Below are 16,466 nucleotides of genomic sequence, written 5' to 3'. Positions count from 1 at the left end.
TATATATACAATAAAAAGATTTTAGGAGGAACATGAACATGTTGAAATCAATAGAAAAAGGCTTTCCTAAGAATTTTTTATGGGGGGGAGCCACAGCTGCAAATCAAATTGAGGGTGCTTTTGATATAGATGGAAAAGGTTTGTCAACATCAGATATGGCAGCATATAAAGATCCATATGCTGGAGATTCAGTAGATAATTTTACATTTAATGTTAGTTCTGTCGAACTTGAGGAATATTTAAATAATCCTAGTAAATATGTATTTCCGAAGCGCTGGGGAATTGACTTTTACAATCATTACAAAGAAGATATTGCTTTATTTGCAGAAATGGGTTTTAAAACCTTCCGTCTATCGATTGCTTGGCCCCGTATTTTCCCTACGGGTCTAGAAGATGAGCCAAACGAAAAAGGTTTGGAATTTTACGATAAAGTATTTGATGAATGTGCTAAATATGGGATTGAACCATTAGTAACAATGTCTCATTATGAAATGCCAATTGAATTAACGAAAAAGTATAATGGCTGGATTAGCCGTGAATTAATTCCGCTATTTGAAAAATATGCCATCGTTCTGTTTAACCGTTATAAAGATAAAGTAAAATATTGGATTACCTTTAATGAAATGAATATGAATTTAAATAGTTTATATACTGGTGCTGGTGTACTTGCAGATAAAGTAGATAATCAGTTAGAAGCCGCCTACCAGGCCTCTCACCATCAATTTTTAGCGAGTGCTGTTGCGGTGAAAGCAGCTCGTGATATTATGCCGGATGCAAAAATAGGTTGTATGATTAATCAAATCGAATCTTATGCAAGAACTACAAAACCAGAAGATCAACTTCAAGCTTTAAAATCAAATCAATTAAATATGTTCTATCCAGATGTAAAAGTACGTGGCGCTTACCCAAGTTATATGATTCGTTATTTTGCTGAAAATAATATTCAACTTCAGGTAGAGGAAGGGGACGAACAAATTCTTAGGGATGGAACCGTTGATTACGTTGCAATCAGCTACTATATGTCCCATGTAACAGAAGCAAGGGAAGATGCGGCTGAGTTAGCAGGAACCTTTGATAGCCCAATCAAAAATGAGCATTTAGAGCTGTCCGAATGGGATTGGCCAATCGATCCAATTGGATTAAGAATCTCGTTAAATAAATTATATGATCGTTATCAAGTCCCATTATTTGTAGTTGAAAATGGTTTAGGAGCTAGAGATATAGTGACAGAAGATGGAAAAATCCATGATGATTATCGGATTGACTACATTAAAAAGCATATTATTGCATTGAAAGAGGCAATAGAGGATGGTGTCGATTTAATGGGTTACACCCCTTGGGGATGTATTGACCTTATCAGTTGTGGTACTTCACAAATGACTAAACGTTACGGTTTCATTTATGTTGACCAAGATGATGAGGGAAATGGTTCACTTAAACGTATTCGAAAAGATTCATTCTATTGGTTCAAGGATGTAATTGCTGCCAATGGAGGAAATTTAGAAGGGTAATTTATTAAAAGGGGGAATTCCCCCTTTTATTTATTTAGGAGTGAAAGTGTGAATAAGAAGATTATTTTCATGGATATTGATGGTACATTGTGTACCCCAAATGGAGAAGTTCCTGCCACTGCCCAAAAAGCTATCCGTATAGCTAGAAAAAATGGTCATCAAATTTATCTTTGTACAGGTCGATCAAAACCTGAAATAGTGGATGATATCATATCGATAGGTTTTGATGGAGTGATTGGTGCTGGAGGAGGATATATAGAGATAGGTGGCAAAGTCGTTCATTATCAAACGATGGCTAAAGATTCTGTTCTAGAAATTATTGATTATTTTGATAAGAATAAAATTGGTTATTATATAGAATCAAATGAAGGTCTATTTGGTAGTGATAATTGTATCGAGGCTATACGAACACGTGTTACTGAAGGCTATCCTATTAATAGTGAAGCATATGTAAATGCTGATGCGGAGTTTAATTGGTTTTATGAATTAATAGATAAGTATAAAACCCAAAAAATTGATTATAGTAAAGTTAATAAGATTTCATTTATTAGTAATCAAGATCATCCTTTTGTACAAATAGACAGCAGGTTTAAAAACAAGTTTGAAATATATCGTACAACTGTTCGTCAATTTGGTTCGGAAAGTGGAGAAATAGCTTTGAAAGATGTGAACAAATTGACTGCGATAGAGTTCGTTCTTCAATACCTAGATGTGGATAAAACTAATACTATGGCATATGGTGATGGAAATAATGATATAAAAATGTTTGAAGCTGTTGCATATGGTGTTGCAATGGAAAATGCCTCTGAAGAATTAAAAGAAGTTTCTAAAGAGATCACCTCTAAGGCAGAAGAAGACGGAGTATTTAAGAGCTTTACATTAAACGGTTTGATCTAAGAAAAAATGGAACAGTAAATAATCTATCATTTGAAAAAAATAAGCATTGAAGTTATAGAAAAGAATATAGTGAATTAATCAGATGCTAGAAAATGTAAATTGTTGATACCAAGAGCTACCTTTGAAACATTATTATACAGACTGTCTCTTTGAAAATGCTAACTTTTTGCTAACGCAATCCAATGAAAAACGATAATTTCTCGTTAAAGATGTTACAGACAAAAATTAGTAAAACATCGATGAACCGTAATTTTAGCACATGGAATGAAGCATATTACACACTCTCACCTTACGCGTGGCCGTGCATCCAACCCTTGGTATAAATGGGTTGTAAGCGAGATGAGATGAGAGTGGTTTGCTAACATTGAGGATTTTATTCGAGGCTTCTTATAAGTTAATTAAACTTATAAGGAGCTTCTTTTTATTCGTTACATTAGATATGTAGATTTATATTAAAAAGCTGTACAGATTGCGGAGTAAAAAAAATAAAAGATCACTCCTTCCAGAACGGTGATTGGAAATAATACTTGCTATGTTATATGTTGTTCTTGATAGAAAGTCATATCTAAATATCTGATGATAAACGAATCATTAAGAGTGATCTTATTTGTGGCTAACTATTGCATTCCGGGGATGCCACCTCTTGCTAAAATGAAGATGAATGATCTTCACCTCTCGGGAAAATTAATATCCCCAGCCACCTATTTACTATAATCAGATATCGGCTTTCTGGTATCTGATCGCCCTTTTTCCTTAATACTAAGTACTCCCATCAAACCAATGATTGAAAAAATTACTGGAATGATGAAACCGTAGTAGTAGCCAGCACTTATATTTCCAGAAGCTTGAAAATGGTCCAATATACGTCCGAAAATGCTAGGAAGCAATACAGCACTCAAAAATCCACCTGTATTCGCAAACCCGGAAACAAGGCCGGATTCTGATAGAGGATAGGATTGACGGATGAGGGTAAAGGTTAACATACATGCTCCATAACAAAGACCAATCATAAAGAAAAGTGTTATAACGATGAAAATCGGCGGCTTCCCATAAAAAATCAGAAAGGCAGACCAGCTTAATAACATAGTTATATGAACGATAACATATAGTCGTTTCACCATTTCTAACCGAATTGAAATCCAGCTGGATAGCGGTGCACCAATAATTGCTCCAATAAGACCAATCATGATAAGCTGGCTTGCATCTGAGCGCTCCATCCCAAACACATTCATCCCATAAGGCACAGCCCACGAACCAATAAATCCAACATACGCACCGACCATTCCAAAGTGACAAAAGAATAAAGACCATGCTTGCCAACTCGAACAAATTCTTTTCAGTAAAACTATTGTTTTTTCGGGTTGTACTTCATTTTTTACAAATACCAATTGCTTCGGCTTTTTTACAAGTACAAAGTAAAGAATCATCCCAAATAAGCATATTAACAGCCCTGCTGTAAAAAATGCTGTTCTCCAGCCGAGAAGGTCAATCCACAAGGAAAAAGGGACGGTCGCCAAAACGAAACCAAGGCTCCCTGTCATTCCAGCCCAACCAATTAATTTTACAAATTCCTTTGCACTAAACCATTGGCTCAAAATTAATACCATATTTACCCAGATTGTTGCATCTCCGATCCCTGTTAATATTCTTGCGAAAAACAGGACAAATTCATGCGTACCAAGACTATAAATTATTGTACCGATCCCTGTCAGGAGAGCCCCAATAATTAGAAAAAAATTGGGACCAAAACGATCGGCTAAAATCCCCATTGGAATTTGCAAACCGGTATAAACAAAAAATTGTATGCTTGCCAGGAGCCCAATCGTTGATGCCGTTACAGCAAAATCCTTCATTAACTGATCTGTAATCAAGCCCGGAGCCGTTCGCTGACTTGACATTAATAAATAAGTAAACGTGACAGCAGCAAATACAATCCATCTAAATCGGCTATTTTGTTTGTCCAATGATATCTACTCCAGTAGTGTTTTACTTTTATGTATATGGGATAACTGCAATAGTAGAAATGTTTTTTCTAAGAACCTTGTGAAACAAGACGAAGATGAAATAAGCTTTTTAAATGGAATTGAAAATCCAGCTTTTCGGCATGGATGGATAAAACACTGAAATTGTTAATCATATCGACGATAAATCTGAAGGAGTTAATGCCTAGTTCATTTTCAGCTTAAAATGTAAACAATGTTCATTTCATGATCGCTAGAAAAAGTAAACGAATAAATATATAATAAGGTGTCCCAAATCTTGTTGTGGAAGTGCTATCGAAAAGTACACAAAGAAAAGACTTAATAAAAAAACTTGATTTATATATGTCTTGCGGCGTGAACGAGTATTGGATCGTCAATCCAGACAATCATGAAGTAACGATTTATCAATTTGAAGAAAATAACATCCATCATTATTCTACTTTTAAAAAGGGCGAAATAGCACAATCTTTTATTTTTAAGGAACTCCGTGCCGAGATCGATAGGATTTTTCGGTTATAGAAAACTGACACAAATTATATATACGAACATGTTAGGAGGTATAATCGGAATGACGTAATAATCTGCTTATCCCTTGATATATAAGGCACGGCATGGAATGACAAAAGTGAATGTATCAACAGAGCTGAAAAATGCCTATTCTGAAGCTATTCGTAAGCATTTTGAAGAAGAACCAGAAAGTCTTGATCCTCGCGCTTACTTGCAAAAGGCAAAAGATGCTGCTAAAGAGATGGCAAAGTCTAAAATTAGAATGGTAGGAAGTGAAGGAAAAGTCGTGCCGCAGTTTGTATAGGACATAAGGATTTAACTATTCATAAGGAACACCTCTTCATGCATTTGATGGTTCGCACCTTCATCATACATGGGAGATGTTCCTTTTTTAAATATTCAGTTCCTTTATGAAAGGTTAACATGATAATTAAAGAATAGTTAATCAATTTTAGAGAATCGTTGATTAACAATAAAAATGAAAGTGCTAACATTGAAGTGAAGATATGGATAAGAGAGATGGTAGCAGATACGTTATATGCATCAGTGGATAATCGCCCTCTCATCTTTGCATTATTTACAAAATAAAAACAATTAAATTAAAGGAGGATTCAAAAAATGGTAGTCAAAGCGGGGGTAATTGGGACAGGCTTTATTGGGCCCATTCATGTAGAGGCGATTCGCCGAACAAATTTAGGTGAAGTTGTAGCTATTGCCGGTAGTAATATTGAGACAGCAAAAGAAAAAGCCAAACACTTAAGGATTGAAAAAGCTTATGGTGATTACCGAGACCTTCTAAAGGACGATGAAGTGGAAGTAGTTCATATTTGTACTCCGAATAATCTTCACTATCAAATGGCGAAAGAAGCATTACTGGCTGGAAAACATGTTGTATGTGAAAAACCACTGACCATGACAAGGGAAGAAGCGGAGGATTTACTGGAGCTTGTTAATAAAACTGGCTTAGTTAATGCGGTAAATTTTAATGTCAGATATTATCCAATGGTTCGAGAATCACGAATAAAAGTGGAGTCTGGAGATGTCGGCATCATTAATGCGATACAAGGTTCATATTTACAAGACTGGTTGTTCTTTGACACAGATTATAGTTGGCGTTTAGAACCAGAATTGAGTGGAGAATCTAAAGCAGTTGCCGATATCGGTACTCACTGGCTAGATTTAATTGAATATATTTCTAAAAAGATAATTGTTGAAGTTATGGCTGATTTTGCTACGTTCCATAAAACACGTAAGAAACCATTAAAACCAGTTGAAACGTGGTCTAGTAAGTTAATTGAATCAAGTGATTACGAGGAGGTCCAAGTTAAAACAGAAGATTACGCAAGTGTACTTTTACATTTTGAAGATGGTGGTCATGGTGTGTTTACGGTCAATCAGGTTGCAGCAGGTAGAAAGAACCGGGTTCAGTTTGAGATTAATGGCTCTAAGTCTTCACTAGTATGGGAGTCAGAAAGGCCAAATGAACTTCTCATCGGATATAGAGAGAAGGCAAATGAGATGCTTCTTCGCGATCCAGCATTAGTCAGTGACGATACGCGAAGTATTGTTTCTTATCCTGGTGGACATAATGAAGGTTTCCCTGATACAACCAAACAGCTCTTTAAGGAAGTTTATCAAGAAATTTTATCGGGTGAGCGACAAGGGTTAGAACCTAATTCTCGTTTTCCTTCATTTTATCATGGATATAGAGAGGTGTTACTGTGTGATGCAATTATTGAAAGTGCTAAAACGAGAAAATGGGTTGAGGTTAAGTGATCGATGAGTAGGATGTAGTAAAAATGATTTAATAGGGGGAAAAAGGATGGGAAAGGTTATTCGCATATTTGGAATATTACTTATGCTTATGTCTGTTGCACTAGCTGGTTGCAGCGGCGATGAAAAAAGTAGTGGTAACACTTCTAGCGATGAAAGTAAGAAGTCTGGTGATGGGGCGACATACAAAATTGCGACCGTTGTAAAAGTAAGTGGTTCTGAGTGGTTTGAGAGGATGGAGCAAGGAATTCAAAACTACAGTGAAGAAACGGGAGATGAGACTTTTTTACTTGGACCGCCAGAACTTGATGCTGCCCAACAAAGAAAAATAATTGAAGATTTGATTGCACAACAAGTGGACGCAATTTTCGTTGTTCCGATTTCTCCAGAATCATTGGATCCGGTATTAAAGCGGGCTAGGGATGAGGGGATCGTTGTTGTAACACACGAAGCAGCAGGAATTAAGAATGCTGATTATGATATAGAAGCATTTGATAATGGTGAGTATGGGGAACATTTTATGGATCAATTAGCAACTAGTATGGGCGAAAAAGGTGATTATGCCATTATGGTGGGAAGTTTGACTGCAAAATCTCATAATGAAGCTACTGATGCTGCTATTGCCTTGCAAAAGGAAAAATATCCTGAAATGAATCTTGTAGCAGAGAGAGTAGAGTCGAATGATGATACAACCACGGCGTATGAGAGAACAAAGGAATTACTAAAAGCACACCCAAGCATTAAAGGTTTAATAGGATTTGCAATGATTGATCCTGCTGGTATGTCGCTTGCAATTGAGGAAATGGGTCTTACAGGCAAGGTTCAAGTATTTGGAACAAGCCTAGTTTCTGTATCTGGAAAGTATATCGATTCAGATATTGTCAATTCAATTAGCTTCTGGGATCCCGCTGATATTGGTAATTTAGGAATGAAAGTAGTACGAAAGGCTCTCGAAGGTGAGCAAATCAATGATGGTGAGGATCTAGGTGTGGAGGGTTATAACAATATTAATCTAGTTGATAATGTGATTGAAGGTCAGGCTTGGATTGACGTAAATAAGGAAAATATGTCTGAGTATGATTTTTAATACATCGTTTAAATAAAACAATATGAAAAATGTAGAAAGGAGGATATCAACTATGTCTGACATATTAATAGATGTTGAAAATATAAGTAAATCATTTTCAGGAGTTCAAGCATTAGATCAGGTCAATCTAACGATAAAAGTTGGAGAAATTCACTGTTTAATGGGTGGAAATGGGTGTGGGAAATCAACTTTGATAAAGTTGATTTCCGGAGTGGAAGTTCCAAGTAGCGGCCGAATTGTTATCGGAAAAAACCTCTATAAGAGGCTACGTCCGATTGATGCTATTCGAGAAGGTATCCAAGTCATTTATCAAGACTTTTCTTTGTTTCCTAATCTGACTGTGGCGGAAAACATTGCTCTTGGTAGTGAAGTAGCAAAAGGAAGGCGGGTTGTAAATTGGAAAGGTGTTAGTAAAATAGCCAAGGATGCATTAAAACAGATAGGGGCAAATATGGACCTGAATGCGTTAGTGGAGACTCTTTCCGTATCAGACAAACAAATGATTGCTATTTCAAGGGCTATTGTTCAAAAAGCAAAATTGATCATAATGGACGAACCGACAACCGCTCTTACTGAGAAAGAAGTTGCGACTCTATTCAGGATCATAAAAAGATTACAAGCGAAAGGAATAGCTATTTTATTTGTAAGTCATAAGTTAAATGAGGTTTTTAACATATCAGAACATATTACAGTATTAAGAAATGGTAAAAATGTTGTTTCTGGTGATGTAAGAACGTTTAACCAAGCCAGTTTAGTCAAGGCGATGACGGGAAGGGAGATAAAGGGTACCCCCTATCTATTTCAAAAACAGTCTAAAGATAAACCAAGTCTGTTAAAAGTAGAAAATTACACAAAAAGGAATAAATTCAAAGATATATTCTTAGAGTTGTATCCAGGTGAAATTTTGGGAATTACGGGGTTGTTGGGTTCGGGGCGTACCGAATTTGCACTTTCCCTCTATGGTATGGAACCAGCTGATTCTGGAAACTTATCCTTAAATGGGAAACAAGTCAGAATAAAGTCTGTACATGATTCAACTAAGCATGGGATTGCTTATGTACCTGAAGATAGATTGACAGAAGGCTTATTTTTATCCCATTCCATTGGGAAAAACATAATGATTGGATCCATACGGAATTTTGCATCAAGACTTAATTTAATCGCGTACAATCGCGTAGAAGAAGAAACAAGTAATTGGATGAAAAGATTGAATATTTCAACTCCCTCATCTGATTTGCCTGTAAGTAGCTTGTCAGGAGGTAATCAACAGCGAGTAGTATTAGCGAAATGCCTTGCAACTAAGCCGCAAATACTAATCTTAAATGGACCTACTGTCGGTGTTGATGTTGGGTCTAAGGCTGATATTTACTCCATATTAAGGAAACTCGCAAAAGAAGGAATGGGAATCGTCATCATCTCAGATGATATTCCTGAGCTTGTTGAGAATTGTAACCGGGTGATAATGATGAAAAGAGGCAGAATAGACAGCGAGTATGCTAAGGAAACCTTAACAGAAGAGGATTTGAATAGAGGGTTACAGACAGATGTTAAGGAGCGAGTAATATGAAGCAATTATTCCGAAAAAGTGAGTTCTTCATAGGACTAACAATCATTGCAATTAGCCTCTTTGTAGGTTTTTTAAATGAGAGTTTCTATTCAGTTGCTAATATATTCGACCTTCTTAGAAGCACCGTAGTTATTGGAATTCTTGCGATGGGTGTATTATTAGTACTTATTTCAGGTGGAATTGATGTCTCATTCCCAGCAATTGCAATCTTTTCTTATTACGCAACGATAAAATTGTTAAATGTTTTTCATTTTGATGGTGGAATAATATGGATCTTGATTGTTGCTGCGGGAATTGGACTTCTATTGGGATTATTCAACTCTATCTTTATTGCATTCTTTAAAATGCAAACATTGATCGCCACATTAGGAACGGCAACCTTATACAGAGGGATCCTATTTGTATTTCTTGGAACTACTGTGATCAATCAAATTCCCAATTCATTAACGAATTTTGGTAAGTCGAGTATCTTTAAAATAGCTAGTTCTGACGGCACTAGTGGACTCTCAAGTACGATAATTCTTCTAGTAATTGTGGCTTTAGTCACTTGGATATTACTTAAATATACAATAATAGGTAGAGGGATTTATGCACTTGGGGGGGATCCGACTTCCGCCAAACGAATTGGATTCAATCTAACAAAACTACAAATTTTTATTTATGGGTTAGTGGGGATATTCTCTGGAATCGCGGGAGTGGTTCATGGCTCAACTGTGCGTAATGCAAATCCATTTGATCTATTTGGAATAGAATTAAATGTTATTGCTGCTGTTGTGCTTGGCGGGGCGAGAATTACTGGTGGATACGGGAATGTACAAGGAACTTTACTTGGAGTCTTTTTAGTTGTACTTATTAATAACAATTTAATATTAATGGGTGTTTCCTCTTATTGGCAAAAGGTTGTGATAGGAATGCTTATTCTAGTGGGAACTTCCATTACTTCTTATCAAAGTAGGATGAAAGCAAACATTAATCTGCTTGGAGAAGAGGGGGGATTGCATGCAATTAATAGGTAAAGAGTTTAATAAACTCCAAGATAATCTTTCTCTGTTTAGGAATCGAGATGGAAGCATCATTCAATTACTAATTTTAATGTTTGTCATTATAGGAATAATGACTATTTCAAATCCAGGTCTTTACTTGACTTGGAGAAATTTTGAAGCGATTGCATTTAGTTTTCCGCAGTTTGGATTGCTATCTATTGCCATCATGGTTACGATGCTCTCCGGAGGCATCGATCTTTCCGTTATTAGTACGGCTAATTTGTCCGGAATAGTAGCGGCTATGATACTAACCACCTGGATTCCAGCAGGGGCTGGATCTGGCCAGGTTATATTGGTGACTACGCTAGCTATTGTAGTTGCTATATTAGTTGGATTGCTTTGTGGAATCTTTAATGGAATGTTAATAACAATTATCAAAATACCAGAAATTTTAGCTACATTAGGTACGATGCAAGTATTCATGGGCATTGCAATAGTTTTAACGAAAGGCCATGCAATCGTAGGATTTCCTGAACAGCTCCTTTTTTTAGGAAATGATACATTGGTAGGCATTCCAATTCCATTAATTATTTTCATAGCTACTATATTTATCATTACAGTCATACTTAATAAAACAGCTTACGGATATGAACTATACATGCTAGGAGCAAATCGCACCGCAGCGAGATTTACGGGGATTAGAAACAATGTGATTCTTTTAAGGACGTATATGCTGAGTGGATGCTTATCTGCAATCGCAGGAATTATGATTATATCCCAAACGAATTCTGCTAAGGCAGATTATGGTTCTTCGTATTTATTTCCAGCTATTGTAGTAACAGTAATGGGGGGAGTAAATCCGAACGGGGGAGTTGGTCGTGTTTTCGGTGTGATAATTGCAATTTTATCAATGCAATTTCTATCAAGTGGATTTAATATGTTGCGTATCGGAGGCAGTGCGAGTAATTATGTTCAAGATATAGCGTGGGGATCATTTTTATTACTTGTGATGATGATTAACTATTGGAAAAATAAAAAAGGGGGAATAAGAAAATGAGAAAATATAAACAGGTTGCTTTGGTAGTTAAAGATGTTCAAAAAACAATGAAACACTATTGGGAAATATTAGGGATTGGTCCTTGGGATGTAAGACATTTTACACCTAAAACAGTAAAAGATTTTCATTATATGGGTAATAAGGTTACAGAAGAATTTGAATTCATTTGTGCAGTATGTTGGGAAGGGGATATAGAGATAGAACTCATTCAACCGATAAAGGGGCCAAATGTATATTGGAAATTTCTTGAGGAAAATGGAGAAGGACTACATCATATTAAGGAAATTGTTGAAGATGAAAAAATCCCTGAGGTTTTACAAAAATTTAGGGACAATGGATTTGAAGTAACTCAAACAGGTTGGATTGATAACGATGTTCACTATTATTTAAATACTAAGAATACCTTGGGGTTTGACTACGAAGTTGGTAATGGAGGGAAAATTGGTCCGCCAGATCGACGTTATCCTGACCTATAAAATGTAGGTTTTATGGACAAGAGGAATAGCTGAAACTATGGGAACTTTCTTTTGTCCATAATAAACTTCATAGCTCTATTGATGTATAATATCCTTATTAACTAAAAATGGATGGCTGAGCATGAATTTAAGTAGAGTCTATTCGAATCTATCAATAAACAAGAAATTTCTACTCCACTTTATTGTTTTATCCCTAATCCCAATTTTAATACTCGGTGGTATTGCCTATTTCATTACATACAAGATCTCTAAGGAAAATGCTATTAATTATAGCGAAGTAATTGTTCAACAATCTACTAGAGAAATGGATAATTTTCTAATAGAGGTAAATAATGCGGCATTAATGGCAGTTAAAGAACCTGATATTCAAGAATCGTTAAGGACTCCTTTAAGTGATGATATTATGATTCGATATAATGAAGAATTAAAATTAAATAAAAGATTACATTTTATTCAAAGCTTTTATGATAATCTTTATGGAATCTATGTTATTAGCGAAAATGGCGGTAAATATAAATCCAATTCCCGTGTAGTAAAAGGGGAGGATTTGACCAAAAGTGAAAATTATAAGTCTGTAATCTCACAAAATAAAATGGTTTGGTTTTCTACAAGCTCGGATGCGCCAGTGGTAAAAAATAATGTTGAGTTATTAGTTTCAGCTGGACTCCGAATAAGGGATAAATTAAGTGGGAATATATCTGGCATTGTCTACGTTGACATACAGGAATCTGTGTTTTCTAATTTTGTTGGTGCGGAGCTGGGGAAAAATGGGTACATGTATATTATCGATGAACATAATAATCTCATTACTCATCCCAATAAAGATCTAATTTATCAAACAAATCTATTAGATAGTTCTACTTCTAAAAATCTAATGGATGGTTCCAATAGTCATTCTTTGGATGATTTCATCATTATTGAAGAGAAATCATCTGTTAGTGGGTGGAAAGTAATTGGAGTTATACCTATAAATGAATTAACAAAGGAAAGCAAAATCATTAGGGGATTTATTGCTGGTATATTATTAATTGTTTGTATTTTTGCAACCGTATTTGCTTTTCTTATTTATAGAAATATTTTTACACCAATTAAGGAAATGACAATCTCGATGAAAAAGGTTGAAGCTGGAGATTTACAAGTAACAATGTCTTCAAGATACAAAGATGAAATTGGTCAGTTAAGTAACAGTTTTAGTTTGATGATACGAAGAATGAGAAGACTAATAGCAAAGGTATATAAGGAACAAGAATCCTTACGTCAGGCTGAGTTAAAATCACTGCAATATCAAATAAATCCGCATTTTTTATATAATACCCTTGATTCGATCGTATGGTTAGCAAGGGCCAATAAAAATGATGAAGTAATAAAAATGATTCTTTCAATCACAAAATTATTTCGAATTGGAATAAGTAAGGGGAAAGATATTATTACTATTCAAGAAGAAATTGAACACGCGGATAATTATTTAATAATTCAAAAAACGAGATATTCAAAGAAATTCGATTATAAAATTGAGATTCCGGATAGTGTTAAGCAATACAGTATTGTAAAAGTTATATTACAGCCACTTATAGAGAACGCAATTTATCATGGTATAAAAATGAAAAAAGAAAAAGGTTTCATCTATATTTCTGCTAAGGAATCTGCTGATTCTATAACAATACTTATCCATGATACGGGAATAGGTATGAGTAAGGAAAAACTAGAAAAATTGAATAATGTCTTAATGGGGCAGCCTGAAGAATCAATGTCCATATATGGTATTAAAAACGTGGATGAGAGATTGAAATTATTTTACGGAAGAAATTATGGTTTGAAATTTCGTAGCGTTTTTCAAGAAGGAACAACTGTCGAAGTTAAAATACCAAAAGTCTATTCTTAAAGGGTTGGTGCAGATGAATGTCTTAATTGTTGATGATGAAGATATGATTCGAGAAGGCATTAGTTCGAGTATTTCTTGGAAACAACTAGAAATGAATGTAATAGGTAAAGCAGAAGATGGGTTGGAGGCATTAGAAATTTTTTATAAAAACATACCTGAAATTGTGATTACAGATATAAAAATGCCATTCATGAATGGATTGGAATTAATTGAAAAGATAAGGAATGAATTTCCTGACACTTATATTATTATTATTAGTGGATACGATCAATTTGAATATGCACAAAAAGCTGTAAAAATGGGTGCATTTGATTATATATTAAAGCCGATTGAAATAGATTATGTTGAAAGTTTATTACTAAAAATAAAAAAAGATTATGATAATAAAAAAATGCATAAAAAGAGTGAGAAATTACTAAAAGAACAAGCAGATAATAGTTTGGAATTATTACAAACGCAATTTCTTAAGGATATTATGGTAGGGAAAATTACAGATGAAAAAATAATTGAAGAGAAAAGTAAAAAATTAGGGTTCGATCGTGCTATGAATAACTATAATAAAGTGATCATTCTAGACATGGATGATTCGGCCCATATATACAATAATACTTTAGATAAAGAGTTTTCTGAAATTATAAAAGGAATAATCCAGACAGAACATAATGTGTATTCAATTGAAATCGAAAAAAAACGAATGGTGATTTGTTGTTTAGGTGAAGGCGAACGTTTTATAAGTAAACGTATTAGCGAAATAAGTAAAAAAATCCGAAATGAGTTATTGGATCAGCTGCAAAAGACGATAACGATTGGTTTTGGGGAAAATTATAATTCCTTATGTTTACTACAAAAATCTTACGAAGAAGCGCTTAGGTGTCTAGAGTATAAATTTTTTATGGGATATAACCAAAATATTTATTATGAAGACATAAAGGATAGGGTAAATCATTATTCAAATGTTATAAATAATAATGACAATGAAATCATTTATAGTCTTGATTTTTCTAATAAGGCATTACTAAGTCAATCAGTCACTCAAATATTTTCTAAAATGAAAGATGCAGGTGGAGATTCTTACTTGTATACAAAAATGATAGTAAGTAGTATTTACATGTATGGTATTAGAGCGCTAAATGAGGTTGAAGGAACGATTGACGAAGTATTTGATAACCCGATTGTAGAAATTGAAAATAATACAAAATACCAAACAATTGATGCTGTAATAGAAAATTTAATAAGCAACTTACATAAAATATCAGATTATATAAGTAGCAGAAAATATGGTGAGTTTAAATATATAGTAGAAAAAGCAAAAGGGTATATTAACCAAAAGTATTGTTTATCTACATTTTCAATTAATGATGTTGCTAAGTATTCAAATATGAGTGTGAGTTATTTTAGTATGATATTTAAGAGAGAAACAGGTTTTACCTTTATAGATTATTTAACAATGTTAAGGGTAGACAAAGCTAAATATTTACTAAAAGTTTCAAACTATAAAACCTATGAAATATCGGAGATTGTTGGATATAATAATTCCACTTATTTTAGTACAACATTTAAAAAATATACAGGATACTCACCTAGTAGTTATCGAAAGATACATATTAACAAAGAAATTTTAGGGGAAGATATATACGAAAAACGATAAAAAGTGGGGATGGTATGTCAAAGGCTGTTATTTGTATTGGTGAATTATTAGTTGATTTTATCTGTAAGGATATTAATTCTAACTTAAGATTAGGCAGTCAATTTATTAAAAAAGCGGGAGGGGCACCAGCGAATGTAGCAGCAGCGATATCTAAACTTGGGGGCAATGCATCTTTTGCAGGAAAGGTTGGCAATGATCCTTTTGGTGCCTTTTTGGAAGAATCATTGATAGATGCAGGTGTAGATACATCAATGGTCATTAAGGATCATACTATGCCGACTACATTAGCCTTTGTTTCATTGCGAGCAAGTGGTGAGCGAGATTTTATTTTTAATAGAGGAGCAGATCAGCTCTATACTAAAGCAGATTTAAATATTGAAAAAGTAAAACAAGCAAAAATTGTTCATTTCGGTTCTGCAACAGCTTTGTTAGATGCCCCCTTTCAAAAAACTTATTTATATGCAATGAAAATGGCGGTAACTAATGGGGGATATGTGACATTCGATCCAAACTATCGTGAAGACTTGTGGAGGGGACGTATTAACGATTTTGTCTCGCTGTCTAAGGAGTGTGTAAAATCTGCAGATTTAGTAAAATTAAGTGAAGAGGAATTAGAGATTATTACTGGGACAAAAGATAAGAATAAAGCATTGAAAATCTTGCATGACACTGGCGCTGGTATTATTACAGTTACCTTGGGGAAGCAAGGGACATTATTGTCGAATGGAAATCATATAGAATTAGTTGATAGTATTAATGTAAAATCAATTGATTCTACTGGAGCGGGAGATGCGTTTATTGGAGGGATGTTATTTCAGCTTGCTCAACTAGAAAATCTAGAAATTGTTAGAGAGGATATTCACAAACTTTCACAGATCGTTGACTTTTCTAATAAAGTAGGAGCAATCACTTGTACGAAAATGGGAGCGATCTCTTCTTTACCGACCTATGAGGAAGTTCTTAATTTAAATTAGTTGATTTCCTTTCATGACTAAATTAGGGTATAGACTCTCGGACAGTAAATTCGTTCGCTTTAGGGAGAAGCGCATGATTCATCTTCTACAACAGAGATTCTTTACTAAGTGTTCTACTAGGT

The 16,466-nt window shown here is 34.6% G+C and carries 12 protein-coding genes and 2 pseudogenes; 13 read left to right on the top strand and 1 reads right to left on the bottom strand.

Going from position 1 to position 16,466, the window contains the following annotated elements:
• Positions 1-38 precede the first annotated feature (38 nt).
• Complete coding sequence (locus KHA95_RS20730) at positions 39-1,511, top strand: glycoside hydrolase family 1 protein (RefSeq protein ID WP_481748463.1); 1,473 nt, start codon at positions 39-41, stop codon at positions 1,509-1,511.
• Positions 1,512-1,559: 48 nt separating this feature from the next.
• Positions 1,560-2,408 carry a Cof-type HAD-IIB family hydrolase gene (locus KHA95_RS20725; RefSeq protein ID WP_213139478.1) on the top strand — a complete coding sequence of 283 codons (849 nt, stop codon included), beginning with the start codon at positions 1,560-1,562 and terminating at the stop codon, positions 2,406-2,408.
• 701 nt (positions 2,409-3,109) lie between these two features.
• Here KHA95_RS20725 and KHA95_RS20720 read toward each other — a convergent pair.
• Entirely contained in the window at positions 3,110-4,372 is a 1,263-nt protein-coding gene (locus tag KHA95_RS20720) for an MFS transporter (RefSeq protein WP_213139477.1), read from the bottom strand.
• Between the two features lie 297 nt (positions 4,373-4,669).
• Here KHA95_RS20720 and KHA95_RS20715 point away from each other — a divergent pair.
• The 11 genes and pseudogenes from KHA95_RS20715 to KHA95_RS20665 form a co-directional block, all read left to right on the top strand.
• A pseudogene (locus KHA95_RS20715) lies at positions 4,670-4,909 on the top strand (Uma2 family endonuclease); the annotation flags it as partial.
• A gap of 94 nt (positions 4,910-5,003) precedes the next feature.
• Positions 5,004-5,201, top strand: a pseudogene (locus KHA95_RS20710) (class II fructose-bisphosphate aldolase); the annotation flags it as partial.
• 314 nt (positions 5,202-5,515) lie between these two features.
• Positions 5,516-6,673: a Gfo/Idh/MocA family protein gene (locus KHA95_RS20705; RefSeq protein ID WP_249317146.1), complete on the top strand. Its 1,158-nt coding sequence runs from the start codon at positions 5,516-5,518 to the stop codon at positions 6,671-6,673.
• A 46-nt stretch (positions 6,674-6,719) separates the two neighbouring features.
• Entirely contained in the window at positions 6,720-7,757 is a 1,038-nt protein-coding gene (locus tag KHA95_RS20700) for an autoinducer 2 ABC transporter substrate-binding protein (RefSeq protein ID WP_213139475.1), read from the top strand.
• A gap of 52 nt (positions 7,758-7,809) precedes the next feature.
• Positions 7,810-9,324 carry a sugar ABC transporter ATP-binding protein gene (locus KHA95_RS20695; RefSeq protein WP_213139474.1) on the top strand — a complete coding sequence of 505 codons (1,515 nt, stop codon included), beginning with the start codon at positions 7,810-7,812 and terminating at the stop codon, positions 9,322-9,324.
• Positions 9,321-10,340 (top strand): ABC transporter permease, encoded by a 1,020-nt coding sequence (locus tag KHA95_RS20690; protein WP_213139473.1) that lies wholly within the window; start codon positions 9,321-9,323, stop codon positions 10,338-10,340. The genes KHA95_RS20695 and KHA95_RS20690 overlap by 4 nt, the downstream gene beginning before the upstream one ends.
• The gene (locus KHA95_RS20685; RefSeq protein WP_213139472.1) at positions 10,324-11,364 is read left to right on the top strand and encodes an ABC transporter permease; all 1,041 of its coding nucleotides are present in this window, start codon (positions 10,324-10,326) and stop codon (positions 11,362-11,364) included. Before KHA95_RS20690 ends, KHA95_RS20685 begins: the two co-directional genes overlap by 17 nt.
• On the top strand, positions 11,361-11,840 hold the full coding sequence (locus tag KHA95_RS20680; RefSeq protein WP_213139471.1) for a VOC family protein: 480 nt from the start codon (positions 11,361-11,363) through the stop codon (positions 11,838-11,840). The genes KHA95_RS20685 and KHA95_RS20680 overlap by 4 nt, the downstream gene beginning before the upstream one ends.
• A gap of 121 nt (positions 11,841-11,961) precedes the next feature.
• Positions 11,962-13,722 carry a sensor histidine kinase gene (locus tag KHA95_RS20675; RefSeq protein WP_213139470.1) on the top strand — a complete coding sequence of 587 codons (1,761 nt, stop codon included), beginning with the start codon at positions 11,962-11,964 and terminating at the stop codon, positions 13,720-13,722.
• A gap of 13 nt (positions 13,723-13,735) precedes the next feature.
• Complete coding sequence (locus tag KHA95_RS20670; protein ID WP_213139469.1) at positions 13,736-15,370, top strand: response regulator; 1,635 nt, start codon at positions 13,736-13,738, stop codon at positions 15,368-15,370.
• Between the two features lie 14 nt (positions 15,371-15,384).
• Positions 15,385-16,344: a carbohydrate kinase family protein gene (locus tag KHA95_RS20665; RefSeq protein ID WP_213139468.1), complete on the top strand. Its 960-nt coding sequence runs from the start codon at positions 15,385-15,387 to the stop codon at positions 16,342-16,344.
• The last annotated feature ends 122 nt before the right edge of the window (positions 16,345-16,466 follow it).

The organism is Bacillus sp. FJAT-50079 (genome assembly GCF_018343515.1).
GTDB lineage: Bacteria > Bacillota > Bacilli > Bacillales > Bacillaceae_C > Lederbergia.
Note: the sequence above shows the minus strand (reverse complement) of the source record. Positions and strands in the feature narration are given on the sequence as shown.

Coding starts and splice junctions, on each gene's coding strand:
- KHA95_RS20680 (WP_213139471.1), top strand. CDS start 11,361: ATGAGAAAATATAAACAGGTTGCTTTGGTAGTTAAAGATGTTCAAAAA.
- KHA95_RS20685 (WP_213139472.1), top strand. CDS start 10,324: ATGCAATTAATAGGTAAAGAGTTTAATAAACTCCAAGATAATCTTTCT.
- KHA95_RS20705 (WP_249317146.1), top strand. CDS start 5,516: ATGGTAGTCAAAGCGGGGGTAATTGGGACAGGCTTTATTGGGCCCATT.
- KHA95_RS20700 (WP_213139475.1), top strand. CDS start 6,720: ATGGGAAAGGTTATTCGCATATTTGGAATATTACTTATGCTTATGTCT.
- KHA95_RS20670 (WP_213139469.1), top strand. CDS start 13,736: ATGAATGTCTTAATTGTTGATGATGAAGATATGATTCGAGAAGGCATT.
- KHA95_RS20675 (WP_213139470.1), top strand. CDS start 11,962: ATGAATTTAAGTAGAGTCTATTCGAATCTATCAATAAACAAGAAATTT.
- KHA95_RS20730 (WP_481748463.1), top strand. CDS start 39: ATGTTGAAATCAATAGAAAAAGGCTTTCCTAAGAATTTTTTATGGGGG.
- KHA95_RS20690 (WP_213139473.1), top strand. CDS start 9,321: ATGAAGCAATTATTCCGAAAAAGTGAGTTCTTCATAGGACTAACAATC.
- KHA95_RS20665 (WP_213139468.1), top strand. CDS start 15,385: ATGTCAAAGGCTGTTATTTGTATTGGTGAATTATTAGTTGATTTTATC.
- KHA95_RS20695 (WP_213139474.1), top strand. CDS start 7,810: ATGTCTGACATATTAATAGATGTTGAAAATATAAGTAAATCATTTTCA.